This is a genomic window from Flavobacterium sp. J372 (genome assembly GCF_024699965.1).
Taxonomy (GTDB): Bacteria; Bacteroidota; Bacteroidia; order Flavobacteriales; family Flavobacteriaceae; genus Flavobacterium.
In genome coordinates this window covers 1-24,571 of record NZ_JAJOMZ010000005.1, presented here as the reverse complement: position 1 = coordinate 24,571, position 24,571 = coordinate 1, and the positions used below count along the sequence as shown (strand labels likewise).

The window sequence follows — 24,571 nt, the reverse complement described above, 5'->3', positions numbered from 1 at the left end:
GAAAATTGATTCTCAAATATAAAATAAAATCCCGACGGAAAGCCGGGATTTTATTTTGCAATGTATCAAAAATTAAGCAAGTGTAGCGCTTGAAGATATCTCGGTATTTAATAACCTGGATATAGGGCAATTTTTTTCTGCTTTAGTTACAAGCTCCTGGAATTCAGAATCTTCAATCCTTTCAACTTTTGCTGTAAGGGTAAGATGAGAGCTCACAACCGAGCCATCCTTAAAATCAACATCACATTTAGTAGAAATTTCACCAACTTCATAGCCGGCCTCATTGATATATGCCGTAAGCTGCATGGTGAAACATCCTGCGTGTGCAGCAGCGATAAGTTCCTCAGGATTAGTGCCTACGCCCGATTCAAAACGTGTTTTAAACGAATATTGGGTATTATCAAGTACACCGCTTTGTGTTGATATTTTACCTGCGCCTTCTTTCAGAGAGCCGTTCCAAACGGCTGTAGCGTTTCTTTTCATGATATAATGTTGATTAAGTTTTGCGGCAAAACTGCCAAGGATAAAGTTACCGAATTATGAAACCCGCAAGAAGGCAAGTGATAACAATTAACAAAATATTAATACGTTGTTTCGTTCAGGAATTTACCCTCAAAAGGTCAAGCAGTTTTAGTGTGACATTCCAGTTTCGGGTTGTCGCTTTCACCTTAAGTTTATTTTCAATAAGATTATTTGACAATTTAGATTCAGATGCTTTTGATTCCAATTTAAAATACAGCACATCTTCATATAATGAAATCAAATCATCGCCAATCGGGGCCTGCATCAGTTTTTCAATATTTTCTGCTGTCGGAATTTCGGACAAAAACGTTACATACAGCTTTTTGCTCCCCTGCCCTTCCGGTTCGCGGCCATCGGTGTAAGGCATATTGTCAATAGCTTTTTCAACTTGCTGTGAATCAAGAACAAAACCGTTACATCAAAGCCGTATTCAGCTAATATCATCTTTTCAATTTGAGAAGCAACTTCTTGTTTTGATGATGATTTAGCTTTGAATATCACATTTCCGCTTTGTATATAGGTCTTTACATCAGTAAATCCTGCCGCTTCAAAAAGTGTACGCAGGGCCTCCATTTTAATTATCTTCTTTCCGCTCACGTTGATGCCGCGAAGCAAGGCCAGGTATGTATTCATAGCGAAATTGATTGGAATACGAAGGTACAAAAGCCACTTTAAATTAATTCAGTGAAATTCACTGCAAAGCCTTATTTTTGCCGCATGGGAAGAAAAAGGACAGACAAGATTATTTTTGAAAATATACGTGTGCTTGATGCCGGCGCCAAGGGCGTATCGGTAGCCAAGGCGCCGGACGGTAAAGTGATATTTATACCAAACGTAGTGCCGGGTGATGTTATTGATGTGCAGACATTTAAAAAGCGTAAGGCATATTACGAAGGAAAAGCCGTCCACTTCCATCAATACAGCGAAGACAGGATTGAGCCGCGTTGCCCACATTTCGGTTCGTGCGGTGGCTGCAAATGGCAGAACATGGACTATAAAAAGCAGCTGTTTTATAAAAATCAGGAAGTGTACAACAACCTGGAAGCGCATTGGCAAGATTGACCTGCCCGAATTTGAGCCTATTGCCGGGCCGGAAGAGCAATTCTTCTACCGTAATAAAATGGAGTTCTCCTTCAGCAATGCCCGCTGGATGACCGAAGCTGAAATACAAAGCGGTGTTGAGTATGAAAACCGCAACGCGTTGGGCTTCCATATCCCGAAGATGTGGGATAAAAATTCTTGACATTACAGATTGCTACCTGCAGGAAGACCCAAGCAACGCCATACGTAACGAGATACGCGATTTTGCCAACGCCAATAACCTGGCGTTCTTCAATCCGCGTGAACATTCGGGGTTATTGCGTACACTGATGATACGTACCGCTTCAACGGGCGAGATCATGGTGCTTATTCAATTCTTTGAAGATGATAAGGCGGCGCGTGAGTTGGTGCTTGACCATCTGATTGCGAAATTCCCGCAGATAACATCGCTGCAATACGTTATCAACAGCAAGGCAAACGATACGCTGTATGACCAGGACGTGATTCTGTATAAAGGCCGTGACTATATTCTCGAGGAAATGGAAGGCCTGAAGTTCAGTATAAATGCCAAATCATTCTACCAAACCAACTCAGCCCAGGCATATGAGCTGTACAAAATAACCCGCGAGTTTGCAGGACTCACCGGTAAAGAACTGGTATATGATCTTTATACCGGCACAGGCACTATTGCACAATTTGTTTCAAAAATGGCCGGGAAAGTAATTGGTGTAGAGGCTGTGCCTGAAGCCATTGCCGACGCTAAAGTAAACGCAGAGCGCAATAATATAACTAACTGCGAGTTTTTTGTGGGAGACATGAAGGTTGTGTTTAATGACGAATTCATTTCGACACACGGCCACCCAGATGTTATCATTACCGACCCGCCGCGTGATGGTATGCATAAAGATGTGGTTGACCAGATACTGAAGATTGCGCCACAAAAGTGGTTTATGTAAGCTGTAATTCAGCTACACAGGCACGGGACCTTGCCCTCATGGATGCTGATTATGAAGTTACCCGCGTGCGCCCTGTGGATATGTTCCCGCAGACGCACCATGTGGAAAATGTTGTACTTTTTGGAAAAAAAGAAAGAAATAACCGCTATGAAAAAAGCCCTTGTGCTTACTGCTGTACTTCTTGCAGGCAGCTTTTACCTCAGCTGCGAGAAAGATGATATATGTGCCGAAGACACACCTACTACACCGAGTGTAGTGGTTGAATTTTATAATAAAGATAACGCAACAGTACTTAGAACAGTTGATGACTTAGCCATAATTGCGATAAATGAAACCGACACCCTTCCGCTTAATGATACCGGTACGCTGGTTGGTACTGTAAGCAGGGTGCCGCTGCCGCTTCGCACAAATCAGGATGTTACAGAATACAGGCTTATATACCGCTCACGTGCTACAGACGGCACACGAAATGAAGATTTACTGAAGTTGGACTATACCCGTACTGAAACTTATGTATCACGCGCCTGTGGGTACAAAAACAACGTTTACGCTCATACCCCCCACACCTGTTACAAATATAATTACACCCGGCGCAGATGGTACCCGCTGGACTGCGGCAAACGGCATCAGCATAGAAAATACCAGTATAGAAAACGAAACCGAAGCTCATGTCAAAATTTATTTTTAGCCTATCGCTTTTACTGGTGAGCATTACCGGCTTTGCCCAGACTGCAAATGATACAACCACTGCTCCAGAGCCTGTTTATAAAGACCGCTATGGCCCGCGTGTAGGCGCTGACCTGTACCGCCTTACCAGAGGTTTATATAATGATAATTACAGAGGATTTGAAATTGTGGCCGACTACCGACTTACAAAGAAATACTATGTGGCGGGAGAAATTGGCAATGAAGATTTTACTGTTGATGATGACCAGCTGAACTTTACCACACAGGGACAGTATATTAAGATTGGTTTTGACTATAATGCCTATGAAAACTGGCTCGACATGGAAAATATGATATATGCCGGTGTGCGCTATGGTTTCAGCCGTTATAGCCAAAACCTGAACTCATACCGCATTTATGACGCATCTGGATATTTTGATGAAACTATCTTTTATCCTGACCGAAAATTCGATGGGCTTACCGCGCACTGGGCCGAGGTTGTTGGCGGTGTAAAAGCAGAGATATTTGATAACCTTTTCCTTGGCTTCTCAGTAAGACTCAACTACCTGATCACCGACAAAAAGCCAGAGAATTTTGACAACCTCTACATACCGGGCTTTAACCGTACGTATGAAGGGAGCTTTGGCGCAGGTTTCAATTACTCATTATCGTATTTTATTCCGCTGTATAAGAAGGATAAAGTACCGAAGGAAGAAAAGAAGTAAATCAATTACTTTTCAATTTGATTACCCGATTGATATGCCATGTCAAGCGATCGTATGATCCATTATCAAGTGCTCTCTGTCCTGAAAGCATACTTGTAAAAAATACCGGCGTATCTTTCAAAGCACTGTCTTCTATAATTTTGTTGATCCTATCTCCCTCACAAAATTCATGCTTAAAAGGGAAAAGGCCACGGCAAAATGCATTTGCTACGACAATCGCCAATGGCTCGATTTTTTCAATATTTTTTTTGGAAAGAGCGATTTGTGAATCTAAAAATGTCTTCCTTCAATATGATTATAATATATGTGTTTTACGAAGTTTTGATTTGTTTCTCTTAAATAGAGTAAATCAATATGTGACCAATCTTTATTAACCTTCTTTGAAATTTCTATAAATTTATTGAAATAACGGTGGCTTTTATCGTTATAAAATAATCTTTCTTCTTTATCTATTGGAGATAATATGATGGGTTAATCCCAACAAACAATAATGATTTAGTTTTTGTTTCATCAGGAATTGCATATCCTCGATCATAAAGTGGTATGCTGCGAAATTGCTCAATATTCCATAAGCTGTTAATTTCATCTTCGAAAATTTCTTTTATACTAAATTTATCCATTAGCTTCAACATTAAGTTTACTGTTTCTCCTGCTGTACCCAAAGTATATAGCCAGGCCTATCAATAGCCAGATAGTGAAGTAAATCCAGTTCCAAACGCTAAGTTCTGCCATCATGTAAAGACAGCAGATAAGCCCCAGCAATGGTATAAGAGAAAGGTTTTTCCTGTAAGCCCAAACAGCCAACCCAACCAGCGTGAATAAAAATATCCACATAGGTATCTTGTGTTTGAAGAGTTCAAAACCGCTTTCGTATTTTTGAGCATCAGGTATGGGCATGTTTTCAATCAATGAGTTATAATTGCCGGGGCATTTTCCTGCTTGTGCAACAGTATCCGGGTAAGGTCGTCAAGGCTGCCCCTGTCATTTGGCACAAGGTAAGCATGAACATCAGCAATCTGTTCATCGTGCAAAGATGTCACTATTTCTTCGGGCGATTTTACCCTTGTCTCATTTGTAAGGAATGCCATGGTGGATTCTTTAAACTGGGTAAAAAGTATAACTAATCCTGCAACCAGCCCCAATGGCATGATATATTTGGCATTTACATATGGTGTGCGGAATTTACCTCGTGGTACATCAGGCCTGTTCTGCAACACTAATACTCCTGCACAAACAAGCACAAAAGCGAACAGCGTACCAATACTGCACAGGTCTGTCACTATGGTAAGGTTCAGGAAAAGCGCCGGCACAGCCACCACAAATCCGGTAACTATTGTAGCGTATGACGGTGTTTTAAACTTCGGGTGCACTTTAGAGTAGCGCTTTGGCAGCAGGCCGTCGCGGCTCATGCTCATCCATATACGTGGCTGCCCCATCTGGAAAACCAGCAGCACACTCGCCATGGCAACAACCGCACTAACTGCTATAATTCCGCTCATCCATTTCAGGTCAAGTGTATCAAATACAAACGCTAAGGGGTCGCCAACGTTCAGCTGGTTATACTTTACCATACCTGTTAATACTAAGGCAATAGCAATGTATAATGTTGTACATATTATAATCGCCCACATCATACCTTTAGGCAGGTCGCGCTGTGGGTTTTTGCATTCTTCCGCAGTAGTAGATATAGCATCAAAACCAATATAAGCAAAAACACCGCCGAAACACCTTTAAGCACTCCTGCAGCTCCATTAGGCGCAAACGGATCCCAGTTGCTGGTATCAACATAAAATATACCCACTGCAATTACAAGCAGTATAATACACAGCTTCACTACTACCATAAGGTTACTGGCATTGCGCGATTCTTTCTATGCCGCGGTAAACCAAGGCTGTTATCAATATTATAATGAAAAGTGCAGGCAGGTCAGCCACAAAGTGAATCGGCCCAAGTGTAGGTGCAGTTGTCCATGCGGTATAAGCAGCCTGCATCCCGGCATCAAGGTCAGCAAAAGCTTTACCGCCTTTCATGAGTGCGGTAGCATCGGCAAAGCCGTTTGAAGCTGAAAGGTAATCCATCTGTATCCATTGCGGAAGATGGAGGCCGCCACTTTCGAGTAATCCGATAAAATAATCGCTCCAGGAAATGGCAACCGTTATATTACCTATGGCATATTCCATGATGAGGGCCCAGCCAATAATCCAGGCTATCAATTCACCAAAAGCAACATATGAATAAGTGTAGGCACTGCCCGATACCGGAACCATAGAGGCAAATTCGGCATACGCAAACGCCGCAAAGCCGCAGGCAAGCGCCGTAAACAGGAACAGGAAAATTACTGCAGGCCCACCATCAGCGCTGGCCTTACCTATGGTACTGAAGATACCTGCACCTATTATAGCCGCGATGCCAAATGCAGCCAAGTCTTTAACTGTGAGGTGCCTGCCTAGCGACGGCCCGTGTGATTCGTCATTAACCCGTTGTAAAATATCTTCTACCCTTTTTTTCCTGAATAAATTGTTTAGTCCCATTTGTTTTATTGCGAGGCATTTTGCACCTTAAAACAAATATAAAAAAAGTTGCGGGCATTTGGTTATTTCTTAAATATTTCCTAAATTCTGTTTAATAAGAATTTTCTATACCACTATAAACATTTACAATCAATAAATACTATAAGCAAAATTGATTATATCTAAATTTGCTATATCAAAATAACACATTAAACCTAAACGATATGTCATTAGTAGGAAAAATTCCCAAAACATCTCAGTTGACGCGATTTCAGAAATGGGCGACAACATGAAGATAAACATTTTTGAAGAAGCAGTAAACAACAACAAAAAGTATTGCTTTTCTGGTACCCGAAAGATTTTACTTTTGTTTGCCCTACAGAGCTTCACGCTTTCCAGGCTGCGCTTCCTGAATTTGAAAAGAGAAACACAATGGTGATAGGCGCATCATGTGACACTAACGAGGTTCACTTTGCATGGCTTAACACTGCAAAGGATAATGGTGGTATTGAAGGCGTAACATACCCGCTTCTTGCCGATACCAACCGTAACCTTTCAAACATCCTTGGCATCCTTGATATTGAGTCGACTTCATACAGCGAAGAAACTGACTCTGTAGTAATTGAAGGAAGCAACGTTACGTACCGTGCTACTTACCTGGTAGACGAACAAGGCAAAATTTTCCACGAAAGTGTAAATGATATGCCGCTTGGCCGTAATGTGAATGAATATCTTAGGCTGATTGATGCTTATACACACGTACAGGTTAAAGGTGAAGTTTGCCCGGCTAACTGGGAAGAGGGCAAAGAGGCTATGACGGCTGACCGTAAAGGTGTTGCTTCTTACCTTTCAAACAATTAATTACTAACACTTTAACAACACACCTTAAAAATTATGTTACAGGAATTAGAAAGAGATAATCTTGCGGAAATTGTTGCAGCAGAGCCTGTTGTAGTAGTACAGTACTCAGCCGGATGGTGTGGCAACTGCAGGATAATGAAGCCAAAATTTAAAAAAATGGCTGGTGAGAATGAAAATGTAACTTTTGTACTGGCTGATGCAGAAAACTTTCCTGAATCGCGCAAGCTGGCCAACGTGAGCAACCTGCCAACGTTTGCAACTTTCAGGAATGGTGAGCTTGTAAACCAGATACAAACAAATAAAGTAGAACTTTTAACCGACCTTGTAAATGAAGTTACCAGTAATTAAGCACCTAACGCAGTTTATTGAAGATAACGACCAGGACTACGTTATTGAGGCCCTTGAAGTACTTGAGGCGCTTACAGAGGTTCCGTCATTAAAAGACGAAGAGCTAGATGTAGTTGGTGAACTTATCTCAAACATGTATGGTGCACTTGAGGTACACAAAATGATAAAGGACGGTATGGAAAAGAAAGAAGCGCTTAACGCATTTATGATGCGGGTGCTTGGCGCTATAGATAAAGGTTAGCAGTACGCTTAACTTTGTTTTTCATAATTTGGTTATTAAGAAAACGCTCCTTAAAAAAGGAGCGTTTTTTATTTAAAATCAAGACGTACAATGCTGTTTTGCCCTGCAGCTATGGCAGATTTATCGTTAATAAAGCGTATAGTGTGGAATGATTTTTCATCGTGAATCTTTTTCCATGTAGCGCCGCGGTCATAGCTGTACCACACACCGGATGGCCCAACAGTTACCAGACCATCGCCATCGCTTTTTGGCACAAACTGCACGCACGAAGCATACCCGAATGCTGTACCATCGGCCATCACTTTCCATGACTTCCCACCGTCTTCCGTGAGTATTTTGTTACCTTTATTTCCTGAAGAGTTGGAATAGTCGCCGCCCACTGCAAAACCGATATTATCATCATAAAAATCTACAGAAAACATTCCGGTTGGGGCATCCCCCTGCAAGATGGGTGTTTCGGTCACCGACCAGTTTTCGCCTTTGTCTGCAGAATAAAACACGCGCGATTTTTTACCCCCTGAAATGATCCACGTTTTATTGCCATGAACTACAAGGTTAGTATTGCTTGCCGCAAAACAGGCTTCTCCCTCTTCTACCATAGGGAGTTTAATGCATGACATTTTTTTCCATGTATTGCCGCCATCTCGTGTAAAAATTACAGAGAGACATTCATTTACCGGGTCGCCAATGGCTATACCTTCGTCATCATTCCGGAATTTCATGCTGTCGTAAAACACTTTTTCGCCCGTTTCGGTGTAAACCAGCTTGTTGTGCTTTGTGTCTTTGGTAACTTTATAAAGCAACGCCGGAGTACCTGCATTTAATAAAAACACAGCATCTTTAGTTTGGGCAATAGAACGGAATTCAGGATAAAGTGTATCTTTGAGATTACACCGGTCAGGGCTTTACCTCCATTTAATGGTAATGCACCAAAATTTCCCATACTGCCGGCATACCATACTTTGTCGCCGTCAATGGTAATGGCACGAACACCTATGTCCTGTTGCTCATGAAGGGTTGTTGTTGTAACCGTGGTGAATTGTGGCTTGTAGTCTTTCTTTTCTTTAGCGCATGAGAAAAAATAACATGGCGCTGAAAAGCCCTGCGAAGTACTTCATTAGTGGTTGGTTTTACGCTAAAGTACTCAAATTTTCAGCTTATGCGAAAGAACTTTATGATTTCATAATGACACTAAACCGTCCTGTCCTTCCCGTCAAGCATATAAATCCATATCATACGTGATAGCCTGAAATTGAATGTGCTAAGCAGTACAGCCATAATTGCGATTATCAATAATATCAGTGCATAATTATCTGTAATTAAAAATGAAATGATGAACACCGCAATCATTTCTGCTACAGTCAGCCCATAGCTTACGTACATAGAGCCGAAAAAAGTAGCCGGGCTCTTTTTCAAATTGGTGACCGCAAACCGGGCAATGCTCGTTCATGCGTGGCATGGTAAAAAGTAAAGGGGTTGCCTTTTTTGTAAAACACTTTTCCTTTTTCACACTTCGGGCATCTTTCGCCCAGTATTCCTTTAATAGCAGACATGGCTTTTATTTTTACCAAAGGTACAAAGGTTTTACAGTTACAGGGTTACACAAATTTCGCAATAATTTGTACTTTTAAGACATGGAAAAACGGAATTACTTGACATTGAACTTTTCAGCGGAAAAGAAAATCATGACGGTTTCTATATTAACATACTGGAAAATCATCTCGAAGCTTTCCATAAAGATATTTCTGTACCGCATAAGCATGACTTTTATGTGGCTGTACTTTTCACGCACGGAAGCGGTGTGCATGAAGTTGATTTTACTTCTTACGCTGTTTCCCGTGGTGCATTATTTTTCCTAAACCCGGGGCAAACCCACCATTGGGAACTTTCAGATGACATCAGTGGGTACGTTTTCCTCCATACACGTGCTTTTTATGAGCAGCATTATACGCAGAACCGCCTAAGCCAGTTCCCTTTCTATTATAGTATTCATAATATGCCTGTGGTTATGCTTGATAAAGATGAGACACAATCTGTTGAAGAATTGTTTGCCAATGCACTACATGAAAGCCTGAGTAATGACCTCATGAAAAGGCAAAAGCTCCTCAGCCTGGTTGACCTGATTTATATTGAAAGCACGCGCGAATATCTTAAGATAAATAATGACACTGCCGCTTCCGGCCCTTATTCTGATATCTATATACGTTTTGAGGCTTTGGTTGAGAGAAACTTCCTGACGATAAAGTCGCCATCGCAATATGCCGATATGCTCGCCATCAGTGCCAAACACTTAAACAGGATTGCAAAGGCCGTAGCGGGAAAAACCGCATCTGATATTATACAAGACAGGGTATTGCTCGAAGCGAAAAAGAATTGCTGCTGCACCGTGATAATTTTGCAGAAATTGCTGCATATCTTGGCTTCGAAGACTACGCCTATTTCTCACGCGTGTTTAAAAAACGTACAAGTGAAACGCCGTCGGAGTTTGTGGGGAGGTATCGAACAACTTAACACTTAAATGCCCGAGAGAAGTTCTCGGGCATTTGATATTAATTACAATATTAGGTCTTATGCTTAATATGCCATCAACTCCTGCAACGCCTCTTCAAAACGTTGTTTCGGCAGGTATTGGTCTTCAAGTGCCTTGGTGAATGGTATGGCGCTTCAAGGCTTCCTACACGTTTTACCGGGCCATCAAGCCACTCCAAAGCAGTTCCTCCATAATCATGGCTGATATATCACTGGCCACACCGCCAAACAATGTATCTTCCTGAAGGATTATAATCTTGCCTGTTTTCTTAACCGATTTATAGATAGCCCCTGTATCAAGCGGCTGCAGCGTGCGAAGGTCAAGCACATCGGCTTTAATTTCGGGGTTTTTGTCAAGCGTTTCAAGCGCCCAGTGGACACTGCACCAAATGAAATCACCGTAACTGCATCTCCTCTTAAAAGCGCAGCCTGCCCAAATGGTATGGTGTAGTAATCTTTTGGTACATCCTGGTAAACGCTCCGGTACAGAGCTTTATGCTCAAAGAACATCACCGGATTGGGGTCGTTTATAGCGGTAGCCAGAAGTCCTTTTGCATCATACGGGAAAGCCGGATACACCACTTTCAGTCCCGGGTTTTAGTAAACCATGCCTCATTGGTCTGCGAATGGAAAGGCCCTGCCTGTACACCCGCACCGCAAGGCATACGCACCACCACATCAGCATTTTCCTGCCAGCGATAGTGTACTTTTGCTAAATAGTTTACAATCGGGTTGGAAGCCCGTAGAAACGAAATCTGCAAACTGCATCCCGATCACCGACTTATATTTATTAATGGATAAGCCCATACCTGCCGAAACTACGGCCGACTCACATATTGGTGTTTTCGAACACGGTCTTTACCGAACTTCGCTACAAAGCCATCGGTAATCTTGAAAAGCGCCACCGTATTCAGCTATGTCCTGGCCCATGATCACAAGATTTTCATGACGCTCCATCGATTGGCTAAGGCCTTGCGAAATTGCATCAATCATTCGCAATATTCTCAACATCACCTGAAGGCTTAACTTCTTCAAAATTATATGGTTTGTAAACATCATTTAATTCTTCACTTAAGCTGGCTTCAATGGCAGGCTCGGCAGAAGCCACGTTGGTAATGTTCATCAATTTCTGCTTTAAGTTCAGCTCGAAGCGCTTCGTCTTTTCATCGGTAAGCACACCTTCTTCTTTAAGGTATTTGCGGTAGTTGTCAACCGGGTCTTTTATCGCCCACATGTCCATCAACTCCTGCGGAACATATTTGGTACCACTCGCCTCTTCATGCCCACGCATACGGAACGTCTTGAACTCCAGCAAAACCGGGCGCGGATTGCTGCGCATCGACTCTACAATACCCGTCAGCTGCGTAAAGACCTCGGTAAGTTATTACCGTCGATTATATGCGACTCAATGCCATACCCTATGCCTTTATCAGCCAGGGTTTTCACAACGATATTGTTCGTTTGTAGGTGTTGACAGCCCATAACCATTATTCTCGATGATGAAAAGCACCGGAAGTTCCCATACGGCAGCAATATTCAACGCCTCGTGGAAATCCCCTCACTGGTGGCGCCTTCTCCTGTAAATACAGCAGTTACTTTGCCTTCGCCGCGAAGTTTGTGAGCTAGTGCAATACCATCGGCCACGCCAAGCTGCGGCCCAAGGTGCGATATCATCCCGATGATCTTAAACTCCTGCGTACCGAAGTGGAAAGAACGGTCGCGGCCTTTGGTAAACCCGTTAGCCTTACCCTGCCATTGCGAAAACAATCTGTACAGCGGAATATCACGCCCTGTGAAAACACCCAGGTTACGGTGCATTGGGAGAATGTATTCGTCTTTATCCAGTACGGCAGTAACGCCAACTGAAATAGCCTCCTGCCCTATGCCTGAGAACCATTTTGAAACCTTACCCTGGCGGATTAGGATAAGCATCTTTTCCTCTATAAGGCGTGGTTTTATTAATTTCTTATATAAATCAAGTAATTGTTCGTTGGTAAGCTGTTTCCTGTCGAATTTCATGGTGATTTTTGAAAAATCGTTAATGTGTTTGCAACGCCAAAGGTAAAAAAATAACAAGTGAAAGGCACAGTGTGATAAAAATTTATTTTGACGATTTAGGGCATAAAAAAAGGATATCCCAGATCCGGAATATCCTTTTAACTGTAAATTATTTCTCGTTAGCGGAGGTTGAAACTTGAATTAGCAACAAGCACATCCTTATCAAACACATTTACAAAGTAAGTGCCTTTGGCAAAGTCTTTACCCGAAAGTGTCTCGCTTATATCAACTGTCTTGTTCTGGAAGTTTGCAACAGTTGTAAAGCTGTAGGTAAGGGTGTAGTCTCCAAACACTTCTGTTTTCTTTTCGCCCAGCACATTGTTCTTGCTATCGATGATCTGTACATAATACATTCTGTCGCCGGCTTTAGCTACTTCGTTACCTGCAATTGTAAAGCTTATCCTAAGCTTATCAACCCTGCTGGCTTTATCAGTCGCCACAAGCTTACCTGAACTACGTTCCTTAAATGATTCTGTTTTCAGGTTAAGAATTGTAAGCTTTTGTGCTTTCTCAACAGTTTTGGTAAGATTGTCATTTTGCTTCACAAGGGTATCACTGTACCTTCTTGATTCGCCCAATGCAGCAGCAGTTGTATCACGCTGCATCGTAAGGTCGGCATTCTCGCCTTTCAGCCTGTTATTTTCAGCCATCAGCCTGTCCATGTCACGCTTCAGCCTGCGGTAATCATCACGGAAACGGCTCAGCGTAGCAACATCACCTTTAGATTTCTCTACCTGGGCAATCAACTCCTCAATTTTAGCGCGTTCTGCTTCCAGCTCGCCTTTAAGTCCGCTGTTTTCAGCAATGGCTTTGTCATAATCGGCCTTGGCGGCATTTAGTTCAGCCAGCAAAGTATCTTTCTCGTTTGTAAGTTTTACTTCAGTCTCTTTGCTGTCAGTGCTCATTTTATACATATACGCCAAACTACCCAACAGTAAGATAGACAGTACAATAATGATAGCTTTTAAACTTGAATTGCTTCTTTGATATTCCATTGTTGTAAGTTTTTTTCAAATTTATGGCTTTTTACATTTTGCCTTTATCTTTTTAACGAAAATTAAACTAAAATAGTATTTTTGGTTACCACAAAATTGCCATGGAAAATATAGTAAGGTTCACAGAAAACAGCCTATTGAAGTATACTGCCGAGCGCAGCGGCGAGATTAAATATGGTGAGCGTATACAAGTGCTGCCACCGGGTATTACCATTGAAGAAGGGCTTGCTGCAACCGATGCTGAATTTGTATTATTAGGAATACCCGAAGATGTAGGCGTACGTGCCAATTATGGCCGTCCCGGCACTGCAACAGCCTGGGAAGGCGCTCTGAAAAGCATAGTAAACCTACAACATAACAAATTTTTTAAAGCCGGAAGGCTGTTAATACTCGGCTGTGTAGATACTGCCGAAGCCCTGCAGCAGGCTGAAGGCCTTGACCCTAACGAAAAAGCAGACCGTAAAAAGCTTTCGGCCCTTGTAGAGCAGCTTGATAAAGAGGTATCGCACATAATAACCCTTATTGTGCGTGCAAAGAAAACACCCATCATTATAGGCGGTGGCCACAACAATGCCTACGGTAATATTAAAGGTACAGCGCTGGCAAAGGCCGCCCTGTAAATGCTGTTAATTTTGATGCGCATACCGACTTCCGCTTGCTTGAAGGGCGCCACAGCGGTAACGGTTTCAGCTACGCTTATGAAGAAGGCTTCCTAAGGAAATACTTTATCTTCGGGCTGCATGAAAATTATTGCGGCAAAGGTGTAATGGAAACCATTAAGAAAACCGAGGGCCGCGTTAAATACAATACCTACGAACAGATTGCCGTAACGCGTGAAAAGGTTTCACTGCCGAAATGCACAACGCCCTTGAGTTTATAAATGATGAACGATACGGTAGTTGAGCTTGACCTTGATGCGATTGTAAACGTGGCCAGCAGTGCCATGACACCTTCAGGCTTTAGCGCTGAAAGGGCAAGGCAGTTTGTTTACTTCTTCGGGAAACAGAAAATGCGGCATACCTGCACATACGCGAAGGCGCACCAAGCCTTGATAACGCTGCCAACAGCCATCTTACAGGAAAACTCATTGCTTATCTTGTAACTGATTTTATGAAGGCAAAGACATCATTAGTAAACAATGCTGCAATAACTGACGAATCTGCTCAAAATTCCGCTAAATATTAAAAGCGTATCTTTGCCGGGCCGCAATACTTATGCTGCGCCTTATTTAGAAACGATTAGATGAAATTTGAAGATTTAAACCTGCTGAAAAATATACAGCAGGCCCTGGGCGATGAAGGCTATGAAACCCCTACCCCTATACAGCAACAGGCAATACCTGTTATACTTGAGGGGACAGACCTTGTGGGCTGTGCGCAGACCGGTACCGGAAAACGGCGGCCTTTGCCATACCTATACTTAACAGCCTGCACCGTATTGTAGGCAGCGAAAAGAAACGCAAATACATACGCACGCTTGTAATAACACCAACACGTGAACTTGCCCTGCAGATTGGCGCCAGCTTTGACACGTATGGAAAATAGACCAACGTAAGGCAGCTTACCATTTTTGGCGGTGTGAACCAGACATCCCAAACCGACCAGCTTAAAAAAGGCTGATGCTTATTGCCACTACCCTGGCCGACTGCTGGACCTGCACAAGCAGGGCTTTATTGACCTGAACCACATGCACCACCTGGTGCTTGACGAGGCTGACCAGATGCTGGATATGGGTTTTATAAATGATGTACGGAAAAATCATTAAGCTCACTCCGGATAACAGGTAGACGCTTTTATTCTCGCTACTATGCCGATGGCAATACGCGAACTGGCAGATACTTTCTTAACCGACCCTAGGTGTGGAAGGGTGGCACCAGCATCATCTACCGTTGAGCGTGTGAAGCAGCAGCCAAAACAAGTAGATAAGGGTGATAAGCGCAAATTGCTACACCAACTTATCCGAACGAAAACCCGAGCAGTGCGGAAGCCTGGTATTTACACGTACAAAGCACGGCGCTGACAATGGTGTAAAAGCATTGAAAAAGCATGGGGTAAATGCTGGAATTCCATCTCATGGCTTATTTAGTGCCAGAATGCCCGTGTGCGCGTGCTTGAGGGCTTCAAGAACAAAGAAGTATCGGTACTGGTGGCTACAGATATTGCCGCCCTGCGGTATTGTGATATTGAAAGCCTGCCGTATGTGATAAAACTTTGACCCGCCGAATATTCCCTGAAACTTATGTACAACTGTACTGGCGCAATAAATGTGGTAATGATGGGTCACACATCTTTTTGCAGTAACATTAACCGCCTTACCCAAAGATATTGAGAAGCTTTGATATTTTTTTAACTTACTATTAAATTCCTTACCCAATAGGCAACGCACCCTGAACCCTAAACCGGATGCAAACCCGACCTGCGGAATAAAAATAAAAACCCGAATAATAAGAACAAATTCTGCGTAAGAGCGATGTCAAAAAAGAATGTGCTGGAAAACTAACTGGCAGCGTGATTGAGATTAGAAAGGGCTGCCTAAGCAGCCCTTTCATCATATCAGATAAATTTAAAAACTATTCAGTCCAGAAATATGGGTTTTTTGCAGCAACTGAAAATGCAGCTAAAAAGCGCCTTTTTTTCCGTATCATTCAGATCGAATTCTTCAATTTCGCGCAATACAAAATTTAATGATAGTTTCAAAATCTTCAAATGATAGCCTTATTGTAAACATTTAAGAATAAATCTACATCATAAAGGTTTTGATGAATCAATTGATCATTACAGGCTTCTGGTAATAAAACCTTGTAATCAAATTTATCGTCCTGAGAATATTTTACCAATTGCATTGAAGTAAGCTTATACCGCTCTTAACATTTGCCAGTTCATTTCGACTGGAAGAGTGTATTCATTAATGATTTACTATCATCTTCACTGGCTGTTTTCAAAAGATATGAAGTCTCCACTGATAGATTTTGCCGTTAACCAGTCTTTGGCTTATACCACCATAATATGACTCTTCAAGGATGCTACTGTGCAGATATCCTAACTCATTAAGGTTTACAAATTTTGGGTTTGTAATTTCGGAAAAAAATTAATATCATACCTCCTTCATATTCAATTAGTTCAGGCATACCTCCCCGTTATTTGCACACGCTCTTGGTTTCACTGTACAATAAGCCATGTATGACCCACCGGCCGCACCAACAACAGCTCCCGCAGCAGAAACCACTGCATAACCTGTACCGCTGGTTGCCGCACCTGCAGCAATTGCCAGTTTCTGAACTCCCCATACACCTGCTGCAGCACCTGAAAGGTCTCCTGTTGCAACAGCTGCTACCTGCAACACCTTTACCCCAAAACCCGCCTCTTTATTTGCAGCGCTTTGAGGATGTTTTGTAATGAAGTCATTATTGAATGCCTTAAGATTTTCAGCATTACAGCATGAGAATCCTGCACCTGTACACTTTCATGCTCAGAGCAAGAATATATACCCACTGCCAATACGAATAATCCAATAATTGTAAAAAATCTACTTTTTAAAAGTTTTCATTGTGAATTGATTTTAAATAAAACGAAGTATTATTTCAAACTGGCCAATTTGATAATGCAAATATAAGATTATATTCTTATATAGAAAAAGTGATATCGACAAAATACGAAAATAATCGATGAATATTTTCTAACAATACGTTGGCTATATTGTCAGGAGTATATATCAATGAAATGTATTCTTTCTAATGTATATATTTGCTCTTATGAAATATTTTGGCAAGTACATTGTAATTTTTTGTACCCTTTTAGGAATAAGCGCTTTATCTCAAACAAGATATGAGCAGGATTTCCTTGAACTGTGGAATGACTATAACGACAACTATGCCTATTTTGAAAAGCAACACATTGACTGGGCAAAGGTTAAAGATATATATCAGCCACAGGCTGCTGCTATCAAAGACGACGCACAATTTATAACCTTTCTTGAGCAGGTGCTGCAGGAGTTTCATAACGGGCATGTTTCACTTACAACCAATCTGCCATCATCAAACAGGATAATTCCCTCAGGTAACGACCTGTTTGCAGAAAAGCGGGGTAACTATTACTTCATTGCAGATGTAAAACCACAATCCGGCGCTGAAGCATGCGGACTGAAACCGGGAATGCAGTTACTGAAGTTTAATGGTAAAGCTGTTGGTGAGGAGCTAAAGCGCTTTCTCCCAAAATATATAACATCTTATAATGAAAGCATGTATTCTTATGCTTTAAATATGCTGATGGCAGGCACGCATGATACACAGCGTGAAATTACACTCATAGAAAATGGTATTGAAAAAATATACTATCCTGATGCGCATAAACCTGTAAGGCCGGAAAAACTTCTTGACTACAAATTACTGCCGGGCAACATAGGCTATATTAAAAATAAATAACAGCCTGGGTAATACCGATGTTATTGCTGAATTTGATAAAGCGCTGGACGATCTTATAAAAACAAAATCTATAATACTTAACCTTACCGATACTCCCGGCGGTGGCAATACTACTGTGGCGCGAGGTATAATGGGCAGGTTTACCTGCAGCCCATTGCCTTACCAGAAGCATGTAATCAACGAAAAGCAATATGGCACTGTACGCAGCTGGGTTGAATTTGTATCGCCGAGAAAACAAACTACACAGGAAAACTTGTAGTGATGGCAGGCCATTGGACGGGCAGCATGGGCGAAGGCATGGTAATTGGGTTTGACGCCATGAGACGCGCAAAAATAACGGGTACGAAAATGGCGGGTCTGCTTGGGGCAATTTACACCTACCGGATGAAAAACACAAACATCGGTTACCAGATTCCCATCGAAGGCATGTACCATGTTAATGATACGCCACGAGAAGATTTTATGCCAAAATATATCACAGCCAATTCTTCAGAAACTTTTGCGAAAGCTCTATCACTCGCCAGATAGTTTCTGCAAAACTTGCCGTGATGTCAAAGAACGATTTTGGTTCAAAAATCTTTTGCAAAATTACGATGCCTTTTCAACATCATTGTTACAAAACCCTTTCAAAAAAGTGCAGTTCATCGATTTTATTTAACTCGAAATACAAATACTTGTTTTTCAATTATTTAATTAAGACTAAATTGCCTTTTGCATGAGAAAATAAATCTTACAGAAAACTAGTAATTCAGACTACTAATTATTTGTTAATTGCTGCACTCGCAAAAACAATAGTGCAATAAAATTTATGGCCTGAAAATACGTTGAAGGATTTTAGTAATTTTACCTCATGAAAAAATTAGGATTGCTGCTTGCACTTTTTTGCTTCCAGATAGCATTTGCACAAAAGCCAGCTGTAAAAAAACAGTCACCAAATGACTGGGATGAACTTGACAAAAACTTCGTTCAGTTAGTTGATGCTTTAGTTAAAGGCGACAAAGCTAAATTTCTTAGCCTCAGCCTGAAAGAAGTTGATTGCGTTGACTGTGTTGGCGCTTATGGACGTAGCTGCTGACGGCACTATGTTTGTACCCGCCGAATTCTTTTTTGCGGTAATAGGCCAAAAGTTTACTGAGTCGCCGGTATACAAGGCCATGGCAAAAAAGGTTACTCATTCAGCTCTATAACCTTAAAAGGTTTCAAGCCCAAAGTAATGCCTAAAGATTACCCTAAAGACCTGAAGCTGTACGAAGTATGGGTTGAAACATACTACCCGGGCGAGTTCTCAAAAGTTCATAAAGGCACGAGCCATAGCTTTAGATTTGTGAAAGTAGGTGGCAAATTCAGGTTTTACGGGCTAACATCAATCCCGTAATTATGCGGGCTCTCTTTGTTGCTATATCATTGATATCGTTTGCCTTATACTCACAGGTAAAGGTAATGACATATAATATCCGGCTTGATTTGGTAAGCGATGGTGAAAATCGCTGGGACAACAGGAAGGATATGATGGCAAGCCAAATTTTGTTCTATGAGCCTGATTTTATGGGAGTTCAGGAAGCCCCTGCCGAACCAGATGCAGTTTTTAGCAGATAAATTAACCGGATATAATTACATTGGCGAAGGCCGCGATGGCAATGGTAGTGGTGAGTACTCGGCTATCTTCTATAATAAGCTCAAGTACAAGCTGGTACAGCAGAAAACATTTTGGTTATCACCTACTCCCGATGTTCCTTCAAAAGGATGGGATGCTGCTTATAATCGTATTTGTACCTATGGTTTGTTGGAAAATATCAGGACAAAAAAGAGGATTTGGGTTTTCAACACACATTTTGACCATGTTGGAGAATTAGCACGAATTGAAAGTACAAAGTTGATTATCAATAAAATAAACGCAGTAAATACTAAAAACTACTCAATTATTCTCACGGGCGATTTTAATCTTGAAGATTCTGCCGAAAGTATTAAACTATTGTCGGCACAACTGCATGATTCTAAACTACATGCGTTGCAAAAGCACGGGCCTGAAGGCACATTTAATGCTTTTAAATTCGATAAACCCGTTATTACGAGGATAGATTACATTTTTACGTCTCCAAATGTAACAGTAAACAAATATGCCGTTCTAAGCGATTCAGACCATTGCAGGTATCCAAGCGATCACCTGCCGGTTTATACCGAACTGGATATCAAATAATTATTTAAAATTTATAGATTTGGTTGTAGTAATTGATGCAATACAGTAAGGCTGAGATAGCGCCATTGTTGCCATACCTTCAGGCGATTTCTTTTATTGTAACTGTTACACTTTTGCCATCGTCTGTAACATTTTCAATACCGATACTATAGCCACCGCTGTTCTTTTGTCCCATAAACAATGCTATGACAGCCTGTTTTGAAAAGTCAACTACAGGCGCAGTGCCAATTCCAAGTTGGCTGTATAAACTATTGAGTTCAGCCTGGGTTTTCACAACTACATTACCCTCAATTTCCCTGCCACCGTATTCTTCCTGCTTCAGAATTTCATAGCTAATAGATGATGCTGCAGACTTATCTGCCTGATTATCTTTTGTTTTAGAATCTTTACCTGCATTGCAGGCAGCAAATAAAATTACAGTAAATGCTATAACTAAGTTTTTCATGCGTGCTGTTGTTGTTTTAGGGCTTTGCGGTAAAGCTGTTCGTACATTGGTAAAATATTCTTTATATCAAACTCCTGCGCTACTTTTAAAGCATTAGACTTAAATTCATACAGCCTGTTGTCATCTTCAAGTATAGCTATCGCTTTTTTTGCCATACTCTCAACATCGCCTACATCAGCCATATAGCCCGAGTACCCGTCCTTATTTACTTCAGGCAAACCACCGGAATTGCTAGAAATTACAGGTACTCCACAAGCCATAGCCTCAAGCGCAGCAAGCCCGAAACTTTCTGTTTCAGACGGTAACAGGAACAGGTCACTATAGCATAAAATCTGGTCTATCTCGCTGCTGTTACCAAAGAAAATTACTTTGTCAGAAATTCCTAATTCACTGCAAAGCTTCTCAGCGGCTGCACGTTCGGGCCCGTCACCTACCATCATAAGTTTGGCAGGCATAACTTTTTGTATCTCGTTGAATATCTTCACTACGTCAGGAATGCGTTTTACTTTCCTGAAGTTGCTTATATGTGTTATAATCTTTTGCTTATCGGTTGCCATAAGCCCTCTATGACATGCAGAAGTTTCATCAACTTTATTCTTGTTAATCTCAATGAAGTTAGGGATTACAACAATATCACGCTTAATGTCAAACAACCTATACGTTTCATCTTTAAGGTTTTGCGATACCGAGGTTACAACATCACTGTGATTGATACTGAAGCTTACTGCAGGTTTATAAAACGGATGGTTGCCCACCAGTGTGATATCCGTGCCGTGAAGCGTTGTTACCATTGGTATCCTTATACCCTGCTCTTTCAGCATTTTCTTGGCCATGTAGCCCGCGTAAGCATGCGGAATAGCATAGTGCACATGCAGCAGTTCAATGTTATGGAGCTTGACCATATCTACCAGTTTGCTTGATAGTGCCAGTTCGTAGGGCTGGTAATGAAACAGCGGATATTCAGGCACATGCACTTCGTGGTAATGCACATTTGGGTTAAGCAGCGCAAGGCGAACCGGCTGGCTGTAGGTTATAAAATGTATTTCGTGGCCACGGCGTGCCAGCTCAAGGCCCAGTTCTGTTGCTACTACCCCGCTTCCTCCAAAGGTTGGGTAGCATACAATAGCTATTTTCATCAGGAAACATTAAAGTACGAAATTACATAAAAAACAGGCCTCAACCTGTTTTGTGTATAATTAACGAATGCTTGCCAGCTACATCATCAGCGTTTCAGGTTAGCTTCATATCGGTCTATCCACTGCTGTACAGTCATTTTGGTAACAAGTTCGCCTATAAGGTCAAACGGAATACTCTCCGGCTTTTTAAAGCGGATACAGCTCTTACCCATATCAAGCTTAGTCTTCACATATTTTGGATATCTCTCCTACAAACCAATCATGAAGGTCTTTGTCGGCATAAATGCCCATGTGGTACAGTGCAATAAAAATTCTTTTGAGATGCTATGCCCAAAAAAGGCAACGGCTGCTTTGGGTCGCAATGATAACCTGCCGGATAGATTGAATGTGGTACGCCCCAGCCCAGCATGCCATACCCCATGCTCGCTAAAGCCCTCTGGTAGATTTTTTACTATTACTTCCCGCAGTTTTTTCATAGCCGCCCTTCTTTCTTCAGGAATAGCTTCAAAATATTCATCAGCGTTTTTAGCGTCAAGGTATTGCATAATTTTTCTTTTAATCTTTATATTTTGAAGCACAAATTCTACTCATGTATTAGCTTGTGCCCAACGGCTGGCTACTTGATAATCGCTTCTTGTAGAACCCGTTGTATATCTTCTCGAATATTTTCTTTTGATAGTTTGTTTTCGCCTGCTTCAGGATAGGTACGGTTACTCAGGAACACATACACAATTCCGCTCTCCGGGTCAGCCCATGCCATAGTGCCTGTAAAACCGGTATGCCCAAAGCTTGACTTTGAAACACATCCACACGTTGGCCCTGATTTTTCAAGCTGTGGCTTATCAAAACCAAGCCCGCGCCTGTTACCTGATTTGCATTCCCAGCATGTGTTAAATGTATCAAATGTTTTTGAAGAAAAATACTGCTTATTCCCGTAGTTACCCTTCTGCAGGTACATTTGCATTATTTTGGCTACATCCATAGCGTTTGAAAAAAGCCCTGCATGCCCGGCAACACCATCCTGCATTGCTGCGGCCATATCATGTACGTAACCCTGATCACCTGGTAACGGAAGTAGTTATCCACCTCTGTGGGAGGCATTTCAAACATATCCCACTTACGCAGCGGATTATAGGTTGTGGCAGCCGCCCCTAATGGTTTATAGAATGAGTCATTAGCAAGCCTGTCAAGCGATTTACCGGTTTTTGCTTCCAGATATTCCTTAAACAGGATAAATGAAAAGTCACTGTATTTATATTCAGCTTTTGGAAGCAGCTTGCTTTGGGCGATTTTGCTTATGATTATACCAGGATAATCTTCGCGCAGGTAAAGGTTTCCGGCTACCTGATGTGGAAATTGGGGGCTGTACACCTTGCGGTAATAGGCCGAATCAGGGTGTTTTGTTGCATCAAGTGTTTCCTGGTAAAACGGCATCCACGGCTGGAAACGTGCCTGATGCAGCAGCATGTCTTTTTACCGTAATATTCTTCTTATCTGTATTAGCAAAACTCCGGTAAAATGTTGCCAAGTTTATCGTCAAGCTTAAGCAGGCCTTTATCATACAACTGCATAATGTTCGGTAGTGTTGCCAGTATCTTTGTCAGCGAAGCCACATCATATACGTCACTGTCTCTTCACCTTCATATCTCTTTTGTCATAAGTATGGTAGCCAAATGATTTTTGGTAGAATACCTTTCCGTTTCTCGCAGCCAGTATCTGCATACCGGGTGTCATTTTTCATTTATCGCCCGGTTAGCAATCATATCAATCTTTGTAAGTATGGCAGGATCCATCCCGGCATTGCGGGGGTTGTAAAGCCAAGCCTGTTAACCGTTTGCGTAGGCATGCCAAAAATTGACTTTATATACATTGCTTATTGAAACCGGCAGTTTACCTTTAGCGGGAACAGCCCCGAATATCACCTCGGCAGCAACTGTCTGGGCGATAAGATTATTTTGATAGGCCAGTACTACAGAATTAAAGTTCTTATAATTCTTGATGGCATTTAGCGTATACGGCTTGGCAAAACAGTAAGAATGGCTTTCCGGCCTTTAGCGATGCTATCAATCCATACTAACTCTTTATCACTGAAGTTATGTTTCTTCCAGGCTCCGTCAGCTTTATGGAAACCAATTATCACAGTTGAAAATTCCTTAAGTTTTGCCGTTACAAGATGAAGGCTGTCTTCCTGCACTCAGTTACTTCAGCGTATTTTCTCAAATGCTTCCAAATATTGGCTGCCGTCATCATCGCCAAGCTTTACGTAAGCAATTTTTCGTTTTCAAGCCTGCTGTACCGGTAAAATTTCATCATCATTTTTCAAGACCGTCACAGCTTCTTCGTATAGCTTGTAATTCAGGTCTTCATAGTGTGATTCATCCAGGTCGGCATACAGGTTGGCTGTATCAACAGGAGTATATTTTGTAAGTCCAACCCCCGAGCCTGTAAGCTAAAATCTTCTTCACCGAAAAAGCAAGCCTGTTTCCGTTGAGGATACTGCTCGGGTATATGCTTCACGAAAACGCTCTATGGCCACTCGGTACATTTTCAGCAAACAATAGTATATCATTACCCGCCAGGAAAGCCTCCAGGTCAATATCTCTTGGCTGCATAAAAGCGCTGGCGCTTTCATATTAAGCGCATCAGTAAAAATAAGGCCTTTAAAATCCATTTCACCCTGAACAACAATATTGGTTATAACATTATACGATAGCGATGTGGGGTAATTTTCTGTAGCTTCGATTGAGGGGACATTGAGGGGCAACCATTATGCTGCTTGGCCCCTCATCAAATAGTTTTTTGTACGGAAAGAACTCTCAGCCTATTAAGCCTTTTGGGAAAATCAGGAATGCGCTGTAACGTGGTGACCGTCGTTTGCGGTATCGCCATTGGCCTGAAAGTGTCGCCGTGGCAAATGCCAC

General features: G+C 41.8%; 29 protein-coding genes and 8 pseudogenes. 18 read left to right on the top strand and 19 right to left on the bottom strand.

Translation table 11 applies throughout. From position 1 onward, the window contains the following. Nucleotides 1-72: 72 nt before the first annotated feature. The 3 genes from LRS05_RS16470 to LRS05_RS17735 all read right to left on the bottom strand — a co-directional run bounded on the left by LRS05_RS16470 (nt 73) and on the right by LRS05_RS17735 (nt 1,155). Nucleotides 73-483 carry an OsmC family peroxiredoxin gene (locus tag LRS05_RS16470; protein ID WP_257868387.1) on the bottom strand — a complete coding sequence of 137 codons (411 nt, stop codon included), beginning with the start codon at nt 481-483 and terminating at the stop codon, nt 73-75. A gap of 115 nt (nt 484-598) precedes the next feature. Further along, complete coding sequence (locus tag LRS05_RS17740; protein WP_374707796.1) at nt 599-889, bottom strand: hypothetical protein; 291 nt, start codon at nt 887-889, stop codon at nt 599-601. Continuing rightward, nucleotides 832-1,155, bottom strand: coding sequence for a DUF1697 domain-containing protein (locus LRS05_RS17735; RefSeq protein WP_374707795.1), 324 nt, complete (start codon nt 1,153-1,155; stop codon nt 832-834). The genes LRS05_RS17740 and LRS05_RS17735 overlap by 58 nt, the downstream gene beginning before the upstream one ends. An 84-nt stretch (nt 1,156-1,239) precedes the next feature. Between LRS05_RS17735 and rlmD the strand changes: the two are divergent. The 3 genes and pseudogenes from rlmD to LRS05_RS16450 form a co-directional block, all read left to right on the top strand. Further along, nucleotides 1,240-2,638: pseudogene (rlmD, locus tag LRS05_RS16460) on the top strand (23S rRNA (uracil(1939)-C(5))-methyltransferase RlmD); the annotation flags it as partial. Between the two features lie 28 nt (nt 2,639-2,666). After that, nucleotides 2,667-3,227: a DUF6452 family protein gene (locus LRS05_RS16455; protein ID WP_257869307.1), complete on the top strand. Its 561-nt coding sequence runs from the start codon at nt 2,667-2,669 to the stop codon at nt 3,225-3,227. Continuing rightward, nucleotides 3,188-3,910: a DUF6048 family protein gene (locus LRS05_RS16450; protein ID WP_257869306.1), complete on the top strand. Its 723-nt coding sequence runs from the start codon at nt 3,188-3,190 to the stop codon at nt 3,908-3,910. Before LRS05_RS16455 ends, LRS05_RS16450 begins: the two co-directional genes overlap by 40 nt. Before the next feature lie 449 nt (nt 3,911-4,359). On the opposite strand, the gene LRS05_RS16445 is transcribed toward LRS05_RS16450, so the two are convergent. Together LRS05_RS16445 and LRS05_RS16440 are read right to left on the bottom strand one after the other, a co-directional pair. Further along, nucleotides 4,360-4,530: a hypothetical protein gene (locus LRS05_RS16445; protein ID WP_257868392.1), complete on the bottom strand. Its 171-nt coding sequence runs from the start codon at nt 4,528-4,530 to the stop codon at nt 4,360-4,362. Continuing rightward, nucleotides 4,523-6,441, bottom strand: a pseudogene (locus tag LRS05_RS16440) (amino acid permease). The gene LRS05_RS16445 and the pseudogene LRS05_RS16440 overlap by 8 nt, the downstream one beginning before the upstream one ends. A gap of 203 nt (nt 6,442-6,644) precedes the next feature. Here LRS05_RS16440 and LRS05_RS16435 point away from each other — a divergent pair. From LRS05_RS16435 to LRS05_RS16425, 3 genes and pseudogenes are all read left to right on the top strand, one after another. Then, a pseudogene (locus LRS05_RS16435) lies at nt 6,645-7,281 on the top strand (peroxiredoxin). Nucleotides 7,282-7,314: 33 nt separating this feature from the next. Next, nucleotides 7,315-7,629: a thioredoxin family protein gene (locus tag LRS05_RS16430; RefSeq protein ID WP_257868395.1), complete on the top strand. Its 315-nt coding sequence runs from the start codon at nt 7,315-7,317 to the stop codon at nt 7,627-7,629. Further along, a complete protein-coding gene (locus tag LRS05_RS16425; protein ID WP_257868396.1) occupies nt 7,610-7,870 on the top strand; it encodes a hypothetical protein in 261 nt (86 codons plus the stop codon). Before LRS05_RS16430 ends, LRS05_RS16425 begins: the two co-directional genes overlap by 20 nt. A 68-nt stretch (nt 7,871-7,938) precedes the next feature. On the opposite strand, the gene LRS05_RS16420 is transcribed toward LRS05_RS16425, so the two are convergent. Both LRS05_RS16420 and LRS05_RS16415 read right to left on the bottom strand, forming a co-directional pair. Further along, nucleotides 7,939-8,703, bottom strand: coding sequence for an oxidoreductase (locus LRS05_RS16420; protein WP_257869305.1), 765 nt, complete (start codon nt 8,701-8,703; stop codon nt 7,939-7,941). 358 nt (nt 8,704-9,061) lie between these two features. Beyond that, nucleotides 9,062-9,286, bottom strand: a complete 225-nt coding sequence (locus LRS05_RS16415) for a hypothetical protein (protein ID WP_257869304.1) — start codon at nt 9,284-9,286, stop codon at nt 9,062-9,064. A 241-nt stretch (nt 9,287-9,527) separates the two neighbouring features. Between LRS05_RS16415 and LRS05_RS17730 the strand changes: the two are divergent. Both LRS05_RS17730 and LRS05_RS17725 read left to right on the top strand, forming a co-directional pair. Beyond that, nucleotides 9,528-9,971, top strand: a pseudogene (locus LRS05_RS17730) (AraC family ligand binding domain-containing protein); the annotation flags it as partial. Nucleotides 9,972-10,243: 272 nt separating this feature from the next. Then, on the top strand, nt 10,244-10,381 hold the full coding sequence (locus LRS05_RS17725) for a helix-turn-helix domain-containing protein (protein WP_374707791.1): 138 nt from the start codon (nt 10,244-10,246) through the stop codon (nt 10,379-10,381). Nucleotides 10,382-10,553: 172 nt separating this feature from the next. Here the strand turns inward: LRS05_RS17725 and LRS05_RS16405 are convergent, their stop codons facing one another. The 5 genes and pseudogenes from LRS05_RS16405 to LRS05_RS16390 form a co-directional block, all read right to left on the bottom strand. Further along, a complete protein-coding gene (locus tag LRS05_RS16405; protein WP_257869303.1) occupies nt 10,554-10,727 on the bottom strand; it encodes a transketolase C-terminal domain-containing protein in 174 nt (57 codons plus the stop codon). Continuing rightward, on the bottom strand, nt 10,649-10,978 hold the full coding sequence (locus LRS05_RS17440; RefSeq protein ID WP_308225057.1) for a hypothetical protein: 330 nt from the start codon (nt 10,976-10,978) through the stop codon (nt 10,649-10,651). Before LRS05_RS17440 ends, LRS05_RS16405 begins: the two co-directional genes overlap by 79 nt. Before the next feature lie 5 nt (nt 10,979-10,983). Then, nucleotides 10,984-11,160 carry a hypothetical protein gene (locus LRS05_RS16400; protein WP_257869302.1) on the bottom strand — a complete coding sequence of 59 codons (177 nt, stop codon included), beginning with the start codon at nt 11,158-11,160 and terminating at the stop codon, nt 10,984-10,986. A 224-nt stretch (nt 11,161-11,384) separates the two neighbouring features. Further along, nucleotides 11,385-12,331: pseudogene (locus LRS05_RS16395) on the bottom strand (thiamine pyrophosphate-dependent dehydrogenase E1 component subunit alpha). 245 nt (nt 12,332-12,576) lie between these two features. Further along, entirely contained in the window at nt 12,577-13,452 is an 876-nt protein-coding gene (locus LRS05_RS16390; RefSeq protein ID WP_257868402.1) for a hypothetical protein, read from the bottom strand. 101 nt (nt 13,453-13,553) lie between these two features. Here LRS05_RS16390 and LRS05_RS17720 point away from each other — a divergent pair. The 4 genes and pseudogenes from LRS05_RS17720 (at nt 13,554) to LRS05_RS17405 (ending at nt 15,471) form a co-directional block, all read left to right on the top strand. Further along, nucleotides 13,554-14,637 (top strand): annotated as a pseudogene (locus LRS05_RS17720) (formimidoylglutamase). A 57-nt stretch (nt 14,638-14,694) separates the two neighbouring features. Next, nucleotides 14,695-14,996: pseudogene (locus LRS05_RS17420) on the top strand (DEAD/DEAH box helicase). A gap of 100 nt (nt 14,997-15,096) precedes the next feature. Further along, nucleotides 15,097-15,216, top strand: a complete 120-nt coding sequence (locus tag LRS05_RS17410; RefSeq protein WP_308225053.1) for a DEAD/DEAH box helicase — start codon at nt 15,097-15,099, stop codon at nt 15,214-15,216. A 42-nt stretch (nt 15,217-15,258) separates the two neighbouring features. After that, nucleotides 15,259-15,471, top strand: coding sequence for a hypothetical protein (locus tag LRS05_RS17405; RefSeq protein WP_308225033.1), 213 nt, complete (start codon nt 15,259-15,261; stop codon nt 15,469-15,471). Nucleotides 15,472-16,566: 1,095 nt separating this feature from the next. Here LRS05_RS17405 and LRS05_RS16375 read toward each other — a convergent pair. Further along, nucleotides 16,567-16,791 (bottom strand): hypothetical protein, encoded by a 225-nt coding sequence (locus LRS05_RS16375; RefSeq protein ID WP_257869301.1) that lies wholly within the window; start codon nt 16,789-16,791, stop codon nt 16,567-16,569. Between the two features lie 412 nt (nt 16,792-17,203). On the opposite strand from LRS05_RS16375, the gene LRS05_RS16370 reads away from it, so the two are divergent. The 6 genes from LRS05_RS16370 (at nt 17,204) to LRS05_RS16350 (ending at nt 20,069) form a co-directional block, all read left to right on the top strand. Then, on the top strand, nt 17,204-17,872 hold the full coding sequence (locus tag LRS05_RS16370) for a hypothetical protein (RefSeq protein ID WP_257869300.1): 669 nt from the start codon (nt 17,204-17,206) through the stop codon (nt 17,870-17,872). A gap of 261 nt (nt 17,873-18,133) precedes the next feature. Further along, complete coding sequence (locus LRS05_RS16365) at nt 18,134-18,400, top strand: hypothetical protein (protein ID WP_257869299.1); 267 nt, start codon at nt 18,134-18,136, stop codon at nt 18,398-18,400. A gap of 322 nt (nt 18,401-18,722) precedes the next feature. Then, entirely contained in the window at nt 18,723-18,947 is a 225-nt protein-coding gene (locus LRS05_RS16360) for a hypothetical protein (protein ID WP_257869298.1), read from the top strand. Nucleotides 18,948-19,085: 138 nt separating this feature from the next. Then, nucleotides 19,086-19,247, top strand: coding sequence for a hypothetical protein (locus LRS05_RS16355; RefSeq protein ID WP_257869297.1), 162 nt, complete (start codon nt 19,086-19,088; stop codon nt 19,245-19,247). 2 nt (nt 19,248-19,249) lie between these two features. Beyond that, the gene (locus tag LRS05_RS17400; RefSeq protein WP_308225031.1) at nt 19,250-19,468 is read left to right on the top strand and encodes a hypothetical protein; all 219 of its coding nucleotides are present in this window, start codon (nt 19,250-19,252) and stop codon (nt 19,466-19,468) included. Then, nucleotides 19,404-20,069 carry an endonuclease/exonuclease/phosphatase family protein gene (locus LRS05_RS16350; RefSeq protein WP_308225029.1) on the top strand — a complete coding sequence of 222 codons (666 nt, stop codon included), beginning with the start codon at nt 19,404-19,406 and terminating at the stop codon, nt 20,067-20,069. Before LRS05_RS17400 ends, LRS05_RS16350 begins: the two co-directional genes overlap by 65 nt. A 79-nt stretch (nt 20,070-20,148) precedes the next feature. Here LRS05_RS16350 and LRS05_RS16345 read toward each other — a convergent pair whose 3' ends face one another. The 6 genes and pseudogenes from LRS05_RS16345 to LRS05_RS16320 form a co-directional block, all read right to left on the bottom strand. Further along, entirely contained in the window at nt 20,149-20,514 is a 366-nt protein-coding gene (locus LRS05_RS16345) for a protease complex subunit PrcB family protein (RefSeq protein ID WP_257869296.1), read from the bottom strand. Then, complete coding sequence (gene bshA, locus LRS05_RS16340; RefSeq protein WP_257868408.1) at nt 20,511-21,650, bottom strand: N-acetyl-alpha-D-glucosaminyl L-malate synthase BshA; 1,140 nt, start codon at nt 21,648-21,650, stop codon at nt 20,511-20,513. The genes LRS05_RS16345 and bshA overlap by 4 nt, the downstream gene beginning before the upstream one ends. Before the next feature lie 86 nt (nt 21,651-21,736). Beyond that, nucleotides 21,737-22,195 (bottom strand): annotated as a pseudogene (locus tag LRS05_RS16335) (DUF1801 domain-containing protein). 71 nt (nt 22,196-22,266) lie between these two features. Next, the gene (locus LRS05_RS16330) at nt 22,267-22,677 is read right to left on the bottom strand and encodes a serine hydrolase domain-containing protein (RefSeq protein ID WP_374707799.1); all 411 of its coding nucleotides are present in this window, start codon (nt 22,675-22,677) and stop codon (nt 22,267-22,269) included. Next, nucleotides 22,623-23,117, bottom strand: coding sequence for a serine hydrolase (locus tag LRS05_RS16325; protein ID WP_257869294.1), 495 nt, complete (start codon nt 23,115-23,117; stop codon nt 22,623-22,625). The genes LRS05_RS16330 and LRS05_RS16325 overlap by 55 nt, the downstream gene beginning before the upstream one ends. Nucleotides 23,118-23,655: 538 nt before the next feature. Next, nucleotides 23,656-23,844 (bottom strand): hypothetical protein, encoded by a 189-nt coding sequence (locus LRS05_RS16320; protein ID WP_257869293.1) that lies wholly within the window; start codon nt 23,842-23,844, stop codon nt 23,656-23,658. Nucleotides 23,845-24,571 lie beyond the last annotated feature (727 nt).

Coding starts and splice junctions, on each gene's coding strand:
- LRS05_RS16350 (WP_308225029.1), top strand. CDS start 19,404: ATGAGCCTGATTTTATGGGAGTTCAGGAAGCCCCTGCCGAACCAGATG.
- LRS05_RS16390 (WP_257868402.1), bottom strand. CDS start 13,452: ATGGAATATCAAAGAAGCAATTCAAGTTTAAAAGCTATCATTATTGTA.
- LRS05_RS16345 (WP_257869296.1), bottom strand. CDS start 20,514: ATGAAAAACTTAGTTATAGCATTTACTGTAATTTTATTTGCTGCCTGC.
- LRS05_RS16365 (WP_257869299.1), top strand. CDS start 18,134: ATGGCAGGCCATTGGACGGGCAGCATGGGCGAAGGCATGGTAATTGGG.
- bshA (WP_257868408.1), bottom strand. CDS start 21,650: ATGAAAATAGCTATTGTATGCTACCCAACCTTTGGAGGAAGCGGGGTA.
- LRS05_RS16330 (WP_374707799.1), bottom strand. CDS start 22,677: ATGCAGGATGGTGTTGCCGGGCATGCAGGGCTTTTTTCAAACGCTATG.
- LRS05_RS17740 (WP_374707796.1), bottom strand. CDS start 889: ATGCCTTACACCGATGGCCGCGAACCGGAAGGGCAGGGGAGCAAAAAG.
- LRS05_RS17400 (WP_308225031.1), top strand. CDS start 19,250: ATGCGGGCTCTCTTTGTTGCTATATCATTGATATCGTTTGCCTTATAC.
- LRS05_RS16430 (WP_257868395.1), top strand. CDS start 7,315: ATGTTACAGGAATTAGAAAGAGATAATCTTGCGGAAATTGTTGCAGCA.
- LRS05_RS16455 (WP_257869307.1), top strand. CDS start 2,667: ATGAAAAAAGCCCTTGTGCTTACTGCTGTACTTCTTGCAGGCAGCTTT.
- LRS05_RS17405 (WP_308225033.1), top strand. CDS start 15,259: ATGCCGATGGCAATACGCGAACTGGCAGATACTTTCTTAACCGACCCT.
- LRS05_RS16325 (WP_257869294.1), bottom strand. CDS start 23,117: ATGCTGCTGCATCAGGCACGTTTCCAGCCGTGGATGCCGTTTTACCAG.
- LRS05_RS16370 (WP_257869300.1), top strand. CDS start 17,204: ATGAAATATTTTGGCAAGTACATTGTAATTTTTTGTACCCTTTTAGGA.
- LRS05_RS16445 (WP_257868392.1), bottom strand. CDS start 4,530: ATGGATAAATTTAGTATAAAAGAAATTTTCGAAGATGAAATTAACAGC.
- LRS05_RS16355 (WP_257869297.1), top strand. CDS start 19,086: ATGCCTAAAGATTACCCTAAAGACCTGAAGCTGTACGAAGTATGGGTT.
- LRS05_RS16425 (WP_257868396.1), top strand. CDS start 7,610: ATGAAGTTACCAGTAATTAAGCACCTAACGCAGTTTATTGAAGATAAC.
- LRS05_RS16470 (WP_257868387.1), bottom strand. CDS start 483: ATGAAAAGAAACGCTACAGCCGTTTGGAACGGCTCTCTGAAAGAAGGC.
- LRS05_RS16360 (WP_257869298.1), top strand. CDS start 18,723: ATGAAAAAATTAGGATTGCTGCTTGCACTTTTTTGCTTCCAGATAGCA.
- LRS05_RS16450 (WP_257869306.1), top strand. CDS start 3,188: ATGTCAAAATTTATTTTTAGCCTATCGCTTTTACTGGTGAGCATTACC.
- LRS05_RS17735 (WP_374707795.1), bottom strand. CDS start 1,155: ATGAATACATACCTGGCCTTGCTTCGCGGCATCAACGTGAGCGGAAAG.